Source organism: Streptomyces fildesensis (assembly GCF_016107395.1).
Classification (GTDB): Bacteria; Actinomycetota; Actinomycetes; order Streptomycetales; family Streptomycetaceae; genus Actinacidiphila; species Actinacidiphila fildesensis.
In genome coordinates, this window is sequence record NZ_JAAIKO010000052.1 from 15,105 (window position 1) to 32,052 (window position 16,948).

16 protein-coding genes, 1 pseudogene and 1 riboswitch are annotated in these 16,948 nt (G+C 66.5%); of the genes and pseudogenes, 10 read left to right on the plus strand and 7 right to left on the minus strand.

Annotation, left to right across the window (positions count from 1 at the left end; genetic code table 11):
• Positions 1–20: 20 nt before the first annotated feature.
• The 4 genes and pseudogenes from C6N31_RS37295 to C6N31_RS37305 all read left to right on the plus strand — a co-directional run bounded on the left by C6N31_RS37295 (position 21) and on the right by C6N31_RS37305 (position 2,641).
• Positions 21–1,028 (plus strand): tetratricopeptide repeat protein, encoded by a 1,008-nt coding sequence (locus tag C6N31_RS37295; RefSeq protein ID WP_138355782.1) that lies wholly within the window; start codon positions 21–23, stop codon positions 1,026–1,028.
• A 12-nt stretch (positions 1,029–1,040) separates the two neighbouring features.
• Positions 1,041–1,610, plus strand: coding sequence for a Uma2 family endonuclease (locus C6N31_RS37300; protein WP_138355783.1), 570 nt, complete (start codon positions 1,041–1,043; stop codon positions 1,608–1,610).
• A 96-nt stretch (positions 1,611–1,706) separates the two neighbouring features.
• Positions 1,707–1,899: pseudogene (locus tag C6N31_RS44595) on the plus strand (very short patch repair endonuclease); the annotation flags it as partial.
• Positions 1,900–2,185: 286 nt separating this feature from the next.
• Positions 2,186–2,641 (plus strand): very short patch repair endonuclease, encoded by a 456-nt coding sequence (locus tag C6N31_RS37305; RefSeq protein ID WP_138355784.1) that lies wholly within the window; start codon positions 2,186–2,188, stop codon positions 2,639–2,641.
• On the opposite strand, the gene C6N31_RS37310 is transcribed toward C6N31_RS37305, so the two are convergent.
• The 4 genes from C6N31_RS37310 to C6N31_RS37325 form a co-directional block, all read right to left on the minus strand.
• Positions 2,573–3,841, minus strand: a complete 1,269-nt coding sequence (locus C6N31_RS37310) for a DNA cytosine methyltransferase (protein WP_232486130.1) — start codon at positions 3,839–3,841, stop codon at positions 2,573–2,575. The genes C6N31_RS37305 and C6N31_RS37310 overlap by 69 nt on opposite strands.
• A 148-nt stretch (positions 3,842–3,989) precedes the next feature.
• The gene (locus C6N31_RS37315; protein WP_138355786.1) at positions 3,990–5,804 is read right to left on the minus strand and encodes a DEAD/DEAH box helicase; all 1,815 of its coding nucleotides are present in this window, start codon (positions 5,802–5,804) and stop codon (positions 3,990–3,992) included.
• A complete protein-coding gene (locus C6N31_RS37320; RefSeq protein ID WP_306665060.1) occupies positions 5,804–7,234 on the minus strand; it encodes a ParB N-terminal domain-containing protein in 1,431 nt (476 codons plus the stop codon). Before C6N31_RS37320 ends, C6N31_RS37315 begins: the two co-directional genes overlap by 1 nt.
• A gap of 12 nt (positions 7,235–7,246) precedes the next feature.
• Entirely contained in the window at positions 7,247–7,945 is a 699-nt protein-coding gene (locus C6N31_RS37325; protein WP_138355787.1) for a KpnI family restriction enzyme N-terminal domain-containing protein, read from the minus strand.
• Positions 7,946–8,136: 191 nt separating this feature from the next.
• Between C6N31_RS37325 and C6N31_RS37330 the strand changes: the two genes are divergently transcribed.
• A complete protein-coding gene (locus tag C6N31_RS37330; RefSeq protein WP_198359245.1) occupies positions 8,137–8,898 on the plus strand; it encodes a hypothetical protein in 762 nt (253 codons plus the stop codon).
• A gap of 33 nt (positions 8,899–8,931) precedes the next feature.
• Here C6N31_RS37330 and C6N31_RS37335 read toward each other — a convergent pair whose 3' ends face one another.
• A complete protein-coding gene (locus tag C6N31_RS37335; RefSeq protein ID WP_138355789.1) occupies positions 8,932–9,564 on the minus strand; it encodes an ATP-binding protein in 633 nt (210 codons plus the stop codon).
• A gap of 189 nt (positions 9,565–9,753) precedes the next feature.
• On the opposite strand from C6N31_RS37335, the gene C6N31_RS37340 reads away from it, so the two are divergent.
• The 5 genes from C6N31_RS37340 to C6N31_RS37360 all read left to right on the plus strand — a co-directional run bounded on the left by C6N31_RS37340 (position 9,754) and on the right by C6N31_RS37360 (position 13,877).
• Positions 9,754–10,599, plus strand: coding sequence for a helix-turn-helix domain-containing protein (locus C6N31_RS37340; protein WP_138355790.1), 846 nt, complete (start codon positions 9,754–9,756; stop codon positions 10,597–10,599).
• The gene (locus tag C6N31_RS37345; protein WP_138355791.1) at positions 10,599–10,811 is read left to right on the plus strand and encodes a DUF397 domain-containing protein; all 213 of its coding nucleotides are present in this window, start codon (positions 10,599–10,601) and stop codon (positions 10,809–10,811) included. Before C6N31_RS37340 ends, C6N31_RS37345 begins: the two co-directional genes overlap by 1 nt.
• 165 nt (positions 10,812–10,976) lie before the next feature.
• The gene (gene lepB, locus C6N31_RS37350; RefSeq protein ID WP_381588186.1) at positions 10,977–11,687 is read left to right on the plus strand and encodes a signal peptidase I; all 711 of its coding nucleotides are present in this window, start codon (positions 10,977–10,979) and stop codon (positions 11,685–11,687) included.
• 122 nt (positions 11,688–11,809) lie between these two features.
• Positions 11,810–12,673 carry a helix-turn-helix domain-containing protein gene (locus C6N31_RS37355; RefSeq protein ID WP_138355793.1) on the plus strand — a complete coding sequence of 288 codons (864 nt, stop codon included), beginning with the start codon at positions 11,810–11,812 and terminating at the stop codon, positions 12,671–12,673.
• An 838-nt stretch (positions 12,674–13,511) separates the two neighbouring features.
• Positions 13,512–13,877, plus strand: coding sequence for a hypothetical protein (locus C6N31_RS37360; RefSeq protein WP_164295135.1), 366 nt, complete (start codon positions 13,512–13,514; stop codon positions 13,875–13,877).
• A 236-nt stretch (positions 13,878–14,113) separates the two neighbouring features.
• Here the strand turns inward: C6N31_RS37360 and C6N31_RS37365 are convergent, their stop codons facing one another.
• Complete coding sequence (locus tag C6N31_RS37365) at positions 14,114–15,133, minus strand: M23 family metallopeptidase (protein WP_198359246.1); 1,020 nt, start codon at positions 15,131–15,133, stop codon at positions 14,114–14,116.
• Between the two features lie 12 nt (positions 15,134–15,145).
• A riboswitch (cyclic di-AMP (ydaO/yuaA leader) is annotated at positions 15,146–15,282 on the minus strand.
• Between the two features lie 283 nt (positions 15,283–15,565).
• A complete protein-coding gene (locus C6N31_RS37370) occupies positions 15,566–16,798 on the minus strand; it encodes an LPXTG cell wall anchor domain-containing protein (protein WP_187144930.1) in 1,233 nt (410 codons plus the stop codon).
• Between the last annotated feature and the right edge of the window lie 150 nt (positions 16,799–16,948).

Below are 16,948 nucleotides of genomic sequence, written 5' to 3' on the forward strand. Positions count from 1 at the left end.
CATCGCAGTAGCGTCCAACCATGTCCGAGCAGCGCGAATATGCCGCCGAAGCCGAGCGGCTCCTGCGGAAAGTCCCCGAGCAACCCGACGACCGCGAGGAGCTGCTTCTCGCCGCCGCCGCGCAGTGGATCCTCGCCGAGCGCCCGGCCGAGGCCCTGCCCCTCTACGATGCACTTCTCGACCCCGCCTCGGACCCCGTCTCGGACCCCGCGCTCGTCCAGGCGCTCAAGGCCGCCGCCCTGTGGGACACCGGCGCCGAGCAGCAGGCCCGCGAGCTCGCCGTCACCGTCCGCGCGCAGGCCCCGGCGAGCCTGCCGCCGTGGCAGATCATCGGCGAGACCTTCGAGGTCCACGACGACCTGCCGGCCGCCGCCGCCTGGTTCGAGGACGCCACCGACCACTTCCTCACCCCCGACGAGGTCACCTACGAGGCCCGCAGGATCCTCATCACCCGGCACCGCGTCCGCCGGCTCCTCGGTGAGTCCCACGACGACCGCGACCACCTCGCCGACTACGTCCACAGCGCCCCGGTCCCCCTCGACGAGCTGCACGACCCCAAACGCCTCTGGTCCCTGGGCTCCGACGACCCCGCCGAGGTCCGCCGCGAGATCGAACGCCTCCGCACCGAACTCGCCGACCACCGGGCCGCCCTGTCCCGCCCCTACCCGCTGGCGGTCCTGTACTGGCCCGAGGCCGAACTCATCGCGCTGCTCACCCGGTACCCCGTCTTCGCCGCCGACTACGGCAGCTACCCCGAGCACCTGCGCAGCGTCGAACAGGCCCTCCACGCGCTCTCGGCGACGGGCGCCCCGTTCCTCGGCGTCGTCACCGCCACCCTCCCCACGTACGAGGCCTACGCCCGCACCCAGACCCTCCCGCCGGCCACCCCGTCCCTCCCCGCGGCCTACGCCACCTCCCTGGCCGCCCGCGGCCACGCCACCCCCTGGCCCCCACCCCGCAACACTCCTTGCTGGTGCGGCGCCCCCGCCCCGTACAGCGAACACTGCGGCAGGCCGGGCACCGCGTAGGAGAATGAAGGCATGGATTACACCCGGATCCGTGCCGTCGCCGAGGACCTCGCCAAGCACACTCCCGACACAGTGCGCGGCTTTGAGATCAGCGGCGACCAGATCGTCATCGCGGTTTCCCGGTCCAGGCCCCACGAATTCATCGCGCTGCGGATCCGCCAGCAGCTCGACCAGCAACTCGATGCCGCCCTCGTCGCGCACACCGGCGGCGAGGTCGAGGATGCTTCCCTCGGCAAACTGCGACGCCCGGACGTGATCGTCGTCCCGCTCGCCACCTTCGCCGAAGACACGATGGATCCCTTCCATCCCCGCGACGTCGCCCTGGTCACCGAAGTTTTCTCACCCTCGAACCACTCCAACGATTACGTCGAGAAAGTCGCGGACTATTCGGCCATGGGCATCGAGCTCTACCTGCTCGTAGACCCCCGCAAGGGCACCATCGCCGTCTTCTCCGACCCCGGCCCCAGCCCCGAAGGCCCCCGCTACCGAGCCCGACACGACTACGCCTTCGGCGAGCCGGTCACCCTCGGCCCCTGGCTCATCGACACCAGCGAACTGCGCCCGTACCCGAGCCCCGCTTGATCAACCCACTTCTGGCACCCGACCCCGACATGCTTGCCGCTCCGGCACAATGCCCTGGTGCCCGCCACTCCTTCCTCCCCAGGCGTCTCGGCCCTTATGAGCAGGCAAGGGCGGCGTGACACCGCCCCCGAACTGGTACGCCGTCTCCTGCACGCTTCCGGGCATCGGTACTGCGTGAACGCTCCAGTTCCGGGGATGCCGTGCCGAACCGTCGACATCGTCTTCAGCAGAGCCAGGGGTCGCTGTCTTCCTCGACGGTTGCTTTTGGCACGGCTCCCCCGAGCACGCCCCCAAGGAATGATCGACAACGCCGCAAGAAGGCGGACGGACAGCGGCGGAAAATGAGTCGGCCTGCACCACACGGGCCAGCGCGGCTTTGGCACAAAGACCGTATTGCGTGCCAACCGGCCCTAGAGGGAGAGTGTTCTGTCTCCGCCGTACCGAAGGATCCGCTGGCCCAAGAGATCCCATTGTCGCGGACCACGCCGATTGACGGATCGGAACTGTCTCCCTACCCTCCCAGTAACGTTCTCTCCGGCCGAACTACCAGCAAACCAGGCAGAAGACAAGGTGCCATGTCCCAGAACTGGACTCCTCCCGAGGGCTCATGGGCTTCCTCGGAGGCGCGACGTCGGAACATGCAGGCGATCCGGAGCCGCGACACAAAACCTGAGAGAGCCATTCGGCGCCTGGTGCACGCACATGGACTCCGCTACCGCGTAGACGCAAGGCCATTGACCAACCTCCGCAGGACCGCGGACTTGGTCTTTCGTCCCGCACGCGTAGCCGTCTTTGTCGACGGCTGCTACTGGCACGGATGTCCTGAACATTACGTACCACCGAGGACAAATTCCGGGTACTGGTCCGGCAAAGTGGCAGGCAACATAGCTCGCGACCGCGACACGGACCGGCAGCTCGCCGACGCCAAATGGACCGTGCTCCGCTTCTGGGAGCACGAATCCTCAGCGGTCTGCGCCGACAAGATTATCGCGACGGTCATTGCGCGACGAATTGACCTCGGCAAAGGCTGACTCTGGAATCTGCGACTGGATGAATCCCGAATCTCCAGCACCGAGCCCTGCATCCTCCATCACGAGGCCCTTGAGCAGATCAGAGCTCCGCTCTGGGATCAAGATTGAGGCAATTGCCCGACCGATAGCCTCGGCGACGGGCGGAGGAAAGGCGTTCCCTACCTGTCGGTACTGCGCGGTTTTACCGCCTTGGAAATTCCAGGATGCAGGAAAACCCTGAATAATTGCCGCCTGCTCAACAGTCAGCATTGGTCCGCGCGGCCGGAATAGGTCACGGTCCTTGTCGCACCGATCGGGGTCATTGGCAATCCCCATACCATCCACGCCGAGCAGACCCCAGGCCTTCTTGGCCCGCGTCGGCCCCAGGTCAGCTCCGCCGTGTTTTCTTGATCCACCCACTAGCGTCGGAGCCACACCGCCACTGTCGCTCCGCTTGGCAGCTTCCGCCTGGTTCAGCCAGTCGAGGAAGACTTTCCTGCCCCTGTCGCCGTGCGGTTCGCATCTCTGCCACATCGTTTCACGCAACGCATCAGCGACGCTGACGATCGCACCCTTTTTCCGTGTCGGCCACACGAATTTCCTGCCGCCCAGAACGTCCCTGCGAATAGCTACCAGGATAGCCCTCGGCCGCAATTGTGGAACACCATAATCTCGGGCCTCGAGAATTCGCCATGTCCTGGAAAGGCCTGGGCCTTCCTCGGCTACGTCATAGCCGAGATGCCATAGTTCATCAAGAATCTTCTTGCGATAAGAAGCAAATGTTTCCCGTGGCGCAAGAATTCCTCTGACATTCTCGATAAGCACGGCCTTCGGGCGCAGTGCATCAACAAGCTTGAGCATTTCAGGAAATAGATCGCGCTCATCATTTTCGCCAAGCTGCCGTCCCGCCAGCGAGAAAGGCGGGCACGGAACGCCACCAGCAAGCAAGTCGAGTTCCCCGGGAGGCAGTGCCAGTTCGGTAAATGTATCGGAATTCCGGAACTCTCTGACATCAGCAGGAACAAGTCTGTCTGCTTTGGCTCTGCCCCATTCAGGCCAATTCTTCACATTCTCGCGCAGCGTCGCGACCGCATGAGTGTCGTACTCGACGAGCGCCAGATGCCTGTAACCGGCCTTGTGCAGCCCAACGGCCTGGCCTCCTGCCCCTGCGCAGATCTCGACCGAAGTCAGCTGCCGGCCATCTCGGCTGCTGGCACCCATCGGCACTCCTCTTGGTTTGACGCGAGACATTTTGCTCAAGTGTCCCAGAGAGAGCAGTGCGTTGCTGTCTCTTGCCTCAGGAGTCTCGCAGCCGTGCCAGACGCTGGCCAGGCCGGGGTGCCGGAGCCAGTGTCCGCCCGTGAGGAACCTAGTTCTGTAGGTGACGAAGCAGTGCCGCGATGTCAGTGGAGTCCAGGCCAGCCGCCACGGCAGGTTCCTCCTGAAGATCGGCGAGCTGCTGTACAGCGGGGTCGTCAAGGATCTTGCCCATGAAATCGACCTTCTTGTCCAGCCGGACCTGCACCACTTCATCGATTGTGCCGCGGACAGCGAGCACGGTGACCCTGGTGTCTGTGCCGGGATCGAGCCCGAGGCGGTGGATGCGATCGAGGCTCTGCAGGAAGCGGCCCGCCATGAAGTCCCGGTCCACGTACACGGCGTCATGGCATACCTGGTGGAGGCTGATGCCCTCACCCAGCGTCGCCGGGTTGGAAATCAGCACCATGCAGTTCGGATCCTCGCGGAAGCGTCTGAGCTGTTCGTCCCGGTCAGGGGTTCCGCCGTACACAACTGCGGGCTGATACTTGTCCAGCAAGCTGGCAAGCGTGGTCAGACTGCGGACAAATGTAGTCCAGACGAGAGTCTTGCGTCCCTTTTCCGCATTAGCGGCGACGATTACCGCGGTTTCCTTGTACTTCGGCGACAGTTCGTAGTCGGGAAGTTTCTGCATCAGCGCATACAGCGAGCCAGACTCGGGAACCTCAAGCGGCGGCAGCTGGTAGGCCAGAGGCTCGTAGCGGTCGGCCCCCGCCAGCAGCAGAGCCGGGCTCGTCGCTGCCATCAGCAATCGCAGCGCGCTCTTGCCCAGTGAACTCAGATCGTCGCGCGCGGCTCCGTTACTCAGGCCGCCGACCAGTGAATCGTAGATCTCCCGGTGCAGATCGGGCATTTCGACATAGCGCATACGCAAATACATCGGCGGCAGACCCAGCTCTTGTTTCGTCGTCCGGGTGAACAGCGGGCGCAGAACAGTACTGGCATGTGCCAGGTCCCCGCCGGCCACTGCCTGCACGACGGATCTCTGGCCCTGACCTGGCCATACGAAGCCCAGCAGGTTCTCCAGGTCCTTGGTTCCGTTGGGGGCTGGTGTCCCCGTGAGGATCAGCCTCCGCCGGGCAAGAGGACCGAGCGCCATGCAGGCGGCCCCGTAGGTCCCTCGCGCCCCGAGCTTCATCCGGTGCGCCTCGTCCAGGATGATCATTGAGGGGCCCGCCTTCAGCCAGCCCGCGAGCACGGCGAGCGAACGGTCCAGTCGCTCATAGTTGACAATCAGAACCTCCGCCCACGGATCCAGCCGCCGGTCGAGGAAGCCCGTGCGCAGCGGATAGCTGAAGCACACGGCGGTTTCAAACTGCCATGATTCGTAAGCCGATTTGGGACAGACAACCAGTAGCCTGCCGACTTTCCCCTGAACTTTCTCTGCGGCGTACACCGCGAGTGCCGCACGTGTTTTACCGGCACCAGGGACGCTGAAGTTGGCTCCATGCTGCAGAGACAACAGTTTCGCGATATCGCGTCGTTGGAATCCGCCAAGGTCTGCCTCCCAGCGTTCCCCCAGCAGACCGAGGACCTCGTCAGGGGTGATCTCTCCTGGCTGATCGGGAGCGTCAAGCCGCTTCCTGACCACCTCGGCGTCCTGTAGAACCCCGAGGACCAGCTCCCTGAGTTCCGTTGCCCATTCCACGCCAACGTGGTGCGGCCAGGTTCCTATCGCGTCCAGACTGGCAAGCAGATCGTCAAGTTCTACCGATACCGCCAGCGGGGCAAGCTGGCCGCCCGTGCGGAAGCGGGCAGCCAGGCGGACAAGATCCTCCCGGTGTTTCTCGACGGTCGTGAGAACGACCTTGGTACGCGTCTCATCGAAATCGAGGTGCAGAGAGGTTTCGGCAGCGATCGCCGTCATCAAGAGCCTTCCACGGTAGTCAGCAACCAGGACACACCATCGCCCGGATGCGGCATACCGCGTCCGGCCTGCTGGGCGAGCTTCCGCAGGCTTTGCCGCAGCTTCAGCAGTGCCTCGTCGAAAGCCTCCTCGTCCAGGCTTCTCGTCGAGCGTGCCTGGACGAGATCGACCAGGCACTGATCGATGTCTGCGCAAGCGTCTGCGAGCCGCGCCGGGGCCAGTTGCTGGCGCTTGCGCACGCGTGCGTCCCGGCCGGCATCGTCGATCGCCCTGTCGAACGACGTTCGTGCGTCACTGAGGAGCTCCTGCGCGGGGTGCTGCCCGCCGTCGAGCAGGTCTGGCTCTTTACTACCCACAGCGGCCTTGGCTCGCAGGATCTGATCACTGAGCGCACGGGCGGCCGCAACAGCAGAGGACGGACCCGGCATCGACGCGCCGAGTCCCGGCACAGCTACAGCCTCTAGGTCTGTGCCGGCGCCGCCGGCCTTCAGACTCGCCGGCAGCGTCCCTTCCAGGTAGTTTTTCGCCAGGAAACTCTCATCAATGTGCCGGACGTCTGTCTTTGCGAACCCCAGGAGAATCGCGGACAGCCGCATCTCCTTGAGTACCTCTGCCTGGTCACGGTCAGTCGCCGCAATTTTCACGTACAGGCGATGCAATTCCTTGAATTTCTCCTGGTCGTCTTCGAAATCGACCAGCCGCAGCGCAACGGACCCCCCGCTCTTGCTGCGGTCGATCAGATCCCGGATCGTGCCGAGAATCCATCGTTCCTGGTGATACGTGGATGTGCGAATCCTGAAATCCTTGGCGATAGCCTCAGGCGTCCTGCCCAGCGATGCCTGCTCCTCCATGGCCAACAGCCGGTTGATGTAGGAGTAGTCCCTCCGATGGTCCTTCCTTAGCTGCAGCGACAGCTCGACCGCGTTGATGTCTGCCCAGGTGAAGGACTCCGGCAGCACTCCCACCCGCATCGACTGAGCGCCGATCTCCCGCAGCGCGGCGGCTCGTGTGTTGCCGTTGACGAGCACGCCGTAGTGGGTGACCAGCCCCGGGTCGTTCTGCCCGAACTGGGCCAGGCTCTCCTTGAGTTTGTCGAAATCTGGATCTCTGCGGTCTGGGTTCGCCGGCTCAGCCTGCAGCAGATACTTCAGGTATCTCTGGCTCTCAACACTCCACGAATCCCTGTCGAGGGCCGCCTCACGCACGGGGTCGTGGCTGCGCTGCGCACGGACTCGATGTGTGCCGGGATTGAAGTAGAGGCCCTCAAGGGGAAGGTCGATCACCTCTACGGTCACCCGCTGTTCACTCCAGTCAACCGTCACCGTCTCCCGCGTGCCGCCCGATGTCTTCACCTCTTCCAGCCTCTTGCTGATCAGCTCGCTGAACTCAGCTGCGCGCGGTGGCGGCGGAAACTCCCTCAACATCTCCATGTCATTCCTCTCCTATACATCCATACCGGTCACGGCCCGGGCTACGGAGGCCCGGGACTCCTCAGGAAGCGTGCGGAAGATCCCCCACAGTTTCTCCAACGCACTCGTCGTCCGGAGATCGGCTTCGATCCAGCTCGCCAGAATCTTCCGCTCTATCGGTGCGAGCGCCTCTACCCTGCCGAGCAGCGCACCGAGGTCGACGTTCCGGTCACCGCTGCCAGCCCCGCACCGCTTGCACTCGGTGACGAACTGCACCTCAACCGTCCCGTCGGGCTGCAGTACCTTCCGGCGGGCAACATTCAGCTTGGACAGTTCAATATCATCACCGTAGGATTCGCCCACGCCGATGCCGCAGGTCCGGCAGAGATAGTTGTCGGCCTGCCAGACCTTGTGCCGCTGAGCGGATGTAAGGCTGCCCTTACTCTTGGCGACCTTCGCCTGGCCGGGAAGCCATACCTTTGCGCCCTCGCTGACATACCGCTGTTCCATCTGCTTCAGCGCGGGGTCATCCCTGCTGGTATCAATCCGCCAGCCGTAGTCCCGGAGTTCTCGTACCCGCCGGTCAATCTGCGCAACGTCCGGAAAGGCCTTGCGCAGCTGGGCCTTGGTGAAGACATGCCCCTCCCCCACCTCCGTAGCCAGCCAGAGAGCAGCCCGTGCCTTGCCCCCGGCCTTCTGGTCCTGCCACGACGGCAGATTCGATGCCTCCATTGCGCGTCCCTCACACTTCGTCAGATTCAGCGCGTGTCCCACCGGCCCCATGCAGCTCAGCGGCTGTCTCTTCGTAATAGTGGCCCGGTCCGCACCGGAAGATGGCAGAAAAATCATCTTGCGCCGGCGTTGGCAAGACCCTCTGCGCGCACAATTGGCCTGAGTGACCGGAACTTGGAGGAGATCAGGGCATGCCGCCACGGGGACAAGTGGGCAGAAGGATCGACAGCAGCCTTCCGCCGGGGCGGCGGGCACTAGCGGAAGCGCTCGTCACCCTCTACCAGCAGCTCGCGCGGCCCACGACGCTCAAGGAGGTGGCTGTCGGCCTCCCTGCGGACGAGAGCACCATCTCGCGGTACCTCAATGGTCGGCGCCGACCGCCACAGACCTTCATTGACCTGCTCCATAACAGGGCGAGCGAGGACGCCGGGGCCGATCGCGTCGCGATCTCCCTGGAAAATCTGCGCAAACTCCACCACGAGGCAGAACGTTCTCGCTGCCCCACCTGCGCCACGCTACGTCGCACGATCGACACCAAAGACAAGCAGCTGCGCGACCTGCAGGCCGGCTTGCAGGCGGGCATCGCGAGCGCGTCCCTCTCGCGACCCGCACCGCTGCCGGTCCCCCGGCAACAGGGGGACCGGCAGCGGAGTGCGTTGGAGGCCGTTGCGGCACAGCAGCTGGCCGCCCTGGTCATCAGGCTCCAAACCCGGGGAGAGGCTACGGAAGTAGCGGAACTTCTGAGAGACGCCCCCGGGGTGCTCACACCCACAGAAAGCGCGGCAGCGCTCGCACTCCTGCATGACCGCGAGCAGCACGCACTCGCAGATGCCCTGGTCTCGATCTACGGCCGAGATAGATCACTAGATGAGGTGCTGCGCTTCGCGTCGGCGCTCCATGAGACGGGCTTGGCAGCCGATGCCGGCGCTCTGCTTCGGGCAGCAGTCGGCTGACGGCCCGGTACCTGGGTCACGGCGGTTTTTCGTTCACGCTCTCTCAGCCTCGAAGTGTGACCTGGCACGGTCGAGGATGTCGTCGGTGTCAGCACCGAAGGGCGCCAGCCACCAGAGGAGGTTGGCAATGAGGACGGATACCGCTTCCTTCGCGGCCGATGCGGTATCCGCGAGCGCTGGCCTGGCCTCCTCGCCGTCAGCACAGGAGGAAATGTCCGAAATGCTGCGCCTGAGCTGACGTGCAGAACCTGCCTCGGAAAGCGCCAGTTGGCAGTGCACGACCTTGCCGCCTGCGGTGGCCCTCGCGAACCAACTGTCCGTGAGGGCCGCGATCAGGGCGAGACCGCGGCCCCCTTCGTCATCCGGGCCTGCTAGCCGGCAGGCGGGGAGTTCCGCGCTCGTGTCGTGCATCTCGATCTGGAGCACCCCATCGCGAGTCTCCAGGCATAGGGCGGCCGGGCTGCCTTCGCCAACGTGTTTGATGACGTTAGTGGCAAGTTCAGTGACGACGACTTCCGCCTGCTCAGTGAGCTCCGAGGTTCCCCACAGACGCAGCTGGTTCTGCATGACCAGGCGCAAGCCCGCGACCTCTCTGGGCTCAGCCTCAAACGGAACCACGCATCGTTGCCGGGGAGCCACACCCCGGGGGTCACGGAATTGGTACATGAGAGCCGCCCCTCCGCTGCTGTTCGGCGAGTTGAGTCGACGGGCACGTGCGGTTGTGGCCCGTGGCACGTCACGCTGAGTATGGCGCCCATGGGCGCACTGTGAAACTTCTCATGGAGAAACCCCACGAATTGACTACACCAGGCCATGATGAGCTGCACATCAGCACCAGGAAGGCGGGCAGCAGGAATGAACACCGGGCCGACCACGCGGCGGCGCCAACTCGGGGCGACTCTCCTCAGCATGCGGAACCGCAAGGGCCTGACCTTGGAGGAGGCTGGGAGGCTCGTCGGGGTGTCCAAAGCAACGGTGAGCCGCTACGAGACCAAGGAAGGACCGGTCAAATGGCTTGTCGTTGACGCGCTATGCCGCGAGTACGGAGCCTCCGATGCTGAGCGGAAGGCCATGGTCAGCCTCGCCAAGGATGCCAAGCTGCAGGGCTGGTGGCACTCGATCTCGGATGCCGTTCCCGAAGGCATGAACCTCCTCCTGACACTGGAAGAAGAGGCGCTCGGGGAGGATCACTACGCCGGGGTTTACGTACCCGGGCTTCTCCAGACCCGCCGCTACGCCACTGCCGTGCACCACGCTTCCGAGATGAGGGAGTCCCCAGAGTCCGTCGAGCGCATGGTGGACATCCGCATGAAGCGTCAGGAGATTTTGGCCAGGCCGGCTCCGCCGCACATCTGGGCCGTGCTCGATGAGGCCGTAGTGAGGCGGGTCGTCGGGAGCCCCGAGGTCATGAGGGAGCAACTGGACCGGCTTGTTCTTTGCGCCGGATCTCCGCACATCACCTTGCAGCTCCTGCCCTTCTCCTCCGGGGCCCATGCTGCCGCGCTTGGCAGCTTCGCCCTGATCCGCGGGGCGGATCCAACGCTCGATGTCGTCTACATCGACGTCCTGACCGGTGCCCTCTTCCAGGAGAAGCCAGCGGAGTTGGAGCGGTATAGGTTGGCGATTGACTACCTCCGCGCCCAGGCGCTGGACATCTCAGCCACGGCTGCGGAGCTCAAGCGGATTCGCAAGGAGCTTTGATGGCCTCTCAGGTCCACGGCTTGGCCGGCACGACCTGGTTCAAGTCCTCTTACAGCGGTGGCAGCGGTACAGAATGCGTCGAGGCCGCCTTCCTGGATGACGGCGGCGCCGCCGTAAGGGACTCCAAGGATCCCGGCGGGCCCGTGCTTCGCTTCTCCGCCGGTGCCTGGACGGAGTTCATACGGTCGGTGCGCGAGGGCATCGTGGTGTAGGGGGTGAACAGCCCGTAGGGGAACTCCCCTTCGTTAGGCAGGCGACGGGTGGGCACTGCGGGAGGACGGGGCTCGATGGTGGCCAGGACAGGCGTGGCGGGGGCGCGAGTGCGGAGCGTGCGGCGGAAGCGGCCTGCCTGGGTGGAGTGGCCTCTGTTGGTTGGGGTGGCGCTGGTGCTGGCGCTGGGGATCAAGACGTTCTTCGTTCAGGCGTTCTCGATTCCCTCGGGGTCGATGGAAGACACCCTGCAGATTGGTGACCGGGTGCTCGTCGACAAGCTGACGCCGTGGTTCGGGGCCGAGCCCGAGCGGGGAGAGGTCGTGGTGTTCCACGACCCGGGGGACTGGCTGAAGGACCAGCCGGTGAAGCATCAGAATGCCGTGGAGCGGCAGACGCAGCGGGTGTTGAGCTTCATCGGGCTGATGCCGTCGGCCGATGAGAAGGATCTGATCAAGCGGGTGATCGCGGTGGGAGGCGACACCGTGGAGTGCAACGCCGGCGGGCCGGTGAAGGTGAACGGGGTGGCGTTGGACGAGCCGTACATCTTCCCCGGGGCGACGCCGTGCGGGGACGATCCGGTGGGAACGGTGAAGGTGCCGCAGGGGATGTTGTGGGTCATGGGGGACCACCGCAACGGTTCGCAGGACTCGCGGTACCACCAGCAGCAGCGCGCTGGTGACGGTTTTGTTCCGGTCAAGAATGTGGTGGGGCGGGCGTTCGTGGTCGCCTGGCCGATGAACCGTTGGGCGACGCTGCCGGTGCCGGCCACGTTCAAGGGGCCGGGAGCTCTCGCGGCGGTCGCCACCGCGCCGCTGGCGTTCTGGGTGCGGCGGCGGCGCGTGGCCGAGGCGGCGGGCCGCATCGATCACCCGTAGGGGTGAACGGGAGTTTGAATGCTGGGAGTTGGCGCTACAGTGCGTCACATCACATAAACAAACATGTGACCCCGGCGGCGCGCCAACGCCCCGGGGTCCGGCACCAGGAGAAAGCCCTCCCCATGCACATTCATCGTAGCGCGCACCGTCGCGCTTACACGGTCATCGACAATGCGGCGCTTCAGGACAACCGGCTGTCGTTCGCCGCGCGGGGCGTCCTCGGGTACCTGCTCTCCCGCTTCGACGGCGAGCGGATCGATGTACGCAAGCTGGCCACGCTGTGCAAGACAGGCCGACAGCAGGTCGCCAACGCGCTCGACGAGCTGAAGACGTGCGGGTATTACGTCGTCGAGCGCGTACAGGACCCGGAGACGGGGCGCGTCACGACGCGGACGTCCATCCACGAGAACCCGGAGAACCGGCAGAAGCCGCAGGTCGTTCCGGCAGCCAGGAAGCCGGACTCCGGGGATCCGGGAAATACCCCTACGGGGGAAAGTACGGGGGATGAAGTACCTCCCTCCCCGGAGACCCCGGAGACCCCGGCGGGCCAGGCAGCCCCGGCGGAGGTCGCGGACGCGGACGGTGCGCTGCTTCGGCGTATCGCGCGGATCGAGCCGAGGCTGACGGTCGGAGTGGCGGAGGCGGGGCCCTTGCTGCCGTTGTTCGCGCAGTGGCGGGCGCGGGGCGTGCCGGATCGGGCACTGGCGCAGATGCTGACGACAGGGCTGCCGAAGCAGGTGTTCGCGCCCGCCGCCTTCCTGGCGGCGCGGCTGGTCCGGAAGCTACTGCCGGATGTGAGGGCGGCCGAGCCCGGGCCTGGGCGTCGCGAGTGCGATGAGTGCGGACGGCCGTTGGCGGTCGGCGCGAACGGGTGCTCGTCGTGTACGCGGCAGGAGCGGAAACGTACGCTGGAGGGCCCGGCGCCGTCCGTCGCGCGGGACGGACGGGCGCGGGTACGGGCCGCGCTGTCCGCGGCGATGGCTTGACCCGGGCTCAACCCGCCGGTGGCGAGTCGCGGGCGAACCGGTCGGTCAGCGGACCGCAGCCGCCGCTCTACGGTCCGCTGCCAGTCGGCCTGGACGACCGAAGCCAGTACGGCGCGCAGCCCGGTGGCCGTGCCGGTCCAGTACGCGGCAGCGTCAGCGGCGGCACGCGGAGCGCGTACAGAGGGGATGCCGTCAAGGTACGTACCACCCGGCCAGCGCCGGGTGCGGACGATCCGTACGTACGAGGCGCCCGCGATCCGGCGGGTGTTCTCGACCAGGACGGAGACGGCGGCGTGCCGCCCCGCCGTCTCCGGCACAGCGGCGGGGATCCCGTGGAGGGCGAGGGCCGCGCGGCCGGTGAGCAGGGCCGTTGGCGGGCGGCGGTTCTCGTCACCCCGCGCCGACGCATACAGAACCGCGGCCAGCAGTCGCTGGTGCGGGTCGGCTGCTCCGGTCTGGAGAAGGTGGACGTGTGGAAGGATCCGCTGCCACGGGCCGTCGGCGCGGCTGCGCTTGGACGCGGTGGTCCCGGATACGCCCACCGTAGCCAGTTGGCACAGGGTGGCGAGGTTTCGCTGACGGCGGGCGAGGGCGCGGAGGGCGGCTGCGTCGCAGGAGCTGGGATTCGGCATGCGGGCGGCGTACCCCGAGCCTACGTTTCTCCTGCGGCCAGCGCTCCGCCTGCAGCGCAATGGTGACAACTTCGCGGAGTTTCCCGGTCCGTCACGGACCTTTTTGCTCCACGGCCCCCTACGGCGGCGCCAGGGATGACAACTACGATGCAACTTCACGTCACACGAGGTGCGAGCGTGCAAGCGGAGGATGGGGGCGGTCGGTCGTGGGCTGGTACGTGTGGGCCATTGCGTGGGTCGTCCTGTCGGGCGGTGGCTGGTGGGGCAATCGGTTCCGGCACGCCATGCGCACCCGGCATGAGCGGAAGGTCGAGCTGATCTCCGCGGAGGGCGAGAAGCAGCGCGCGCTGCAGGCGGCGAACCGGCCGCCGGAGGCGATCTGCGGCTGCACGCACCATCTGGCCAAGCACGACAAGCAGGGCAAGTGCCACGAAGTGGTCCAGACGCCGACCGCGTGGGATGCCGAGAAGAAGCCCGTCTCGTACGAGGCCCGGCCGTGCAACTGCCAGCAGTACATCGGTCCGCGGCCCCTGGAGACGCTCTACGCGGAGGACATCGTCGACCTGTCATAGGCCCGAGAGTTCGTCGGACGGTCGGACGGTCGGACATGCCGACGGCCCTGGAGCGGGGGGTCACCACGGCCGTCAGGGTTTGCGGTTGGACTGTTGGACTGTTGGACTGTTGGACTGTTGGACCGTTGGACCGTTGGACCGTTGGACCGTTGGGCGGTTGGACTGTTGGGCGGTTGGACTGTTGGGCGGCTGGACCGTTGGGCGGTTGGGCCAGTCCGCGCTGCCGGCGCCTTCGGTCAGACGTCGATGCCGCGGGCGCGCAGCCACGGCATCGGGTCGATCGGGTCGCCCGCTCCCGGGCGGACCTCGATGTGGAGGTGCGGCCCGGTGACGTTGCCGGTGGCGCCGACCCGGCCGATGGTCTCGCCCGTGGTGACCTTGCCCGAGGTCTGCACCATGGAGGAGAGGTGGCAGTACCAGATCTCGGTGCCGTCATCGAGGGTCAGGATGATGCGGTAGCCGTACGAGCCCGCCCAGGCGGCCGAGGTGATGGTGCCGCTGTGGATCGCGGACACCGGCGTACCGGTGGGCGCCGCGAAGTCCTGGCCGGTGTGGGTGTTGGCCCAGAGGGAGCTGGACTCCCCGAAGCTCGCGGTGAGCGAGTACGAGGCGACCGGCTTGGTGTACGAGGCCGCGAGTGCGGCGAGGCGGGCAGCCTCGGCCTTCGCGGCGGCGACCTCCGCGGCCTTCTTCTTGGCGGCGACCTCCGCCTTCGCCGCGGCGGCCGTGTCCCGCACCTTCTGCGCGGCGGCCTCCTTGGCGGCCGTTGCCGCCGCCTGTCCGGCGGCCGCGTCGCGCACCGCCTGGTCCGCCGCGTCGCGCTGCTGGGCGACGTGTTCGAGGATGCGGGTGCGGAGCGCCTCGCCGGCGTCCGTCGCCCATGAGGTCGTGGCCGCTCCGGGCGCGGCGGTGGATGCCGTGGCCACCGGGGCGTCGTCCGCGCCCACGAGGGTGCTGATCCCCGGCATCTCGGAGAGCTTCGGAAGGTCCGGCGCGTCCGGCAGCCCGGAAAGGTCCGGGAGCGAGATCGGCACCGGCGACTTGTCGGCGGCCGCCGCCATTCCGCCCGCGCCCATCGCGGCCACGGCCGCGACGCTCAATACGGTCGAACCACGGGCTATGGAACGCGGCTTGGGGAGCCGGTGCTTGTTGCCCCTATCCGGGGCGACGGACTCCGCGGTGGGGTTCCATTCGTCCCATTCCCCGGCTTCCGGAGCCTCGGGTGATGGGGCGTAGGCAGACTGGTTCGACGCCACGGGTGGCGCTCTCCTTTCCTTCCTTCTCGCCTACCGGGTTAGCTGACGGGTTCGGAGCAGGAAGGTCTCCTACGGGCCAAAGTGCAGCCCGATTCACCCCAATGAGTGGGTCCCCGGTTCCCGCGGACGGGATTCGGCAAGCGCACGGTGCCGCCTCAACGGCGGCAGTGACGACCGCGCTGCGTTATCGAACGGTAATTGAGCCGGGGGTCTTTTCCAAGCCGAAAGGAGGAGTTGGCAGTGGCGACTAATCGGGCGGACGGGATGCTATCGGACGAAGAGGGGTGATCGGAGTGATACGACGGTGATGTGAGCGTGTGTCAGTTGTTATGCGGAGTGGGGTGGACCCACTACGGAACGTGATGAACGACGAGACCCCGGCCGGAGGATTCCGGCCGGGGTCTCGTCATACGGGGGCGTCACACCGGAGCGTCAGCCCTGCTGGCGCCGACGGCGGAGGCCGATGAAGGCCATGGCCGCGCCCAGGGCGACCAGGGCGCCCGCGCCGGCGACGAGGGTGCCGTTGCTGCCGTTGGCACCGGTGTGCGCGAGGGAGGCCTTGGTGTTGACGACGGGCGCGTCCGTGGCGGCCGGGGCCGACGGGGCGGGGCTGTTCGTGGTCGAGGACGGCGACGGGGTCGGGGTGGCCGACGGGGTGCCGGTCGGAGTGGTGACCGGGGCCGTGGGGAGAACGGTGATCTTCTCGTCGGTCTCGGCGATGATGCTGGTGTTGCCGCTGCTCAGCCCGGTCTGGGCGTTCAGCTCGAGGACCTTGGCCGTCTTGGGGGCTTTGCCCGCGGGCAGCGTGAACATGAGCTTGTAGTGGTACGTCCCCTCGGCGAAGCCGGTGGGGATGTCGGGCAGCAGCCACGTGTTGACGTGGTCCGGAGCCGCGACCTCGACCCAGCGGCCTTCGAGCCACACGAACAGGTCCAGCGCCGGGTCGCCGCCGGCGCCGAACGCGGTGAGCTGGGTGCGCAGAGGCTTGCTGAAGTGACCGCCCGCCTCGTTGACGACATCGAGCGAGAACACCGCCGACTTCGCGGCCGACACCTTGGTGGCGCCGCCGAAGTGATCCTTGATCGTGCCGATCCTGATCGAGGGGCTGGCCTGGAAGGAGATCGACGGGATCGAGTGCGAGGGATTGTCCTCGTAGTTGCCGGTGTCGAAGGTCAGGGTGAGATTTCCGTCGTTGGCGGGGAAGTCGGCATTGAGCCCGACAGTGATCTTCCAGGTGTAGGTGGTGTTGGCCGGGATCGAGAAGGGGGCGGACTTCGTGCCGTGCGGGTGGAGGTGCACCACCATCGCCATGTCCTGGCGCCCCACCTCGATGTCCGTGGCCGGCGCCGAGACCGGCACGACCGCGAGCTTCACCTCGGAGCCGTCGAGCGGGCTCGCGCCGCTGGGGATGCCGAAGACGTTCGCGTTGAACTCGACAGCCTTGTCGTTGTTGTTCGTCGCACTGACCGTGTAGGACTCGGTCGCCCCTCCCCGGGCGAGCGGGCCGGCCGGCGAAGGGGTGCCGAACTCGATGTGCAGCGGCTTGGTGGCCGGGGCGTCGGCGTACGCGGCGGCCGGCATGAGCGCGGTACCGCAGACGGCGGCCACGGCGACAGCAGCGGCGGCGGCGAGGCGTGGACGGCGCGACAAGGTGCGAGCAGACATGGTGATCCCCCCAGGGAACGTGAACGTGGATGGTGGAGCTGGATTCTGCGCCCCGCGCGGCGTTCCGTTCAGCGTTCCTGCTCGGTCCCTGCGGCTTGCGGTAGGGAGATCGTCACACGCGACCGATCCCTGGATCATGCGGGAAGCGTC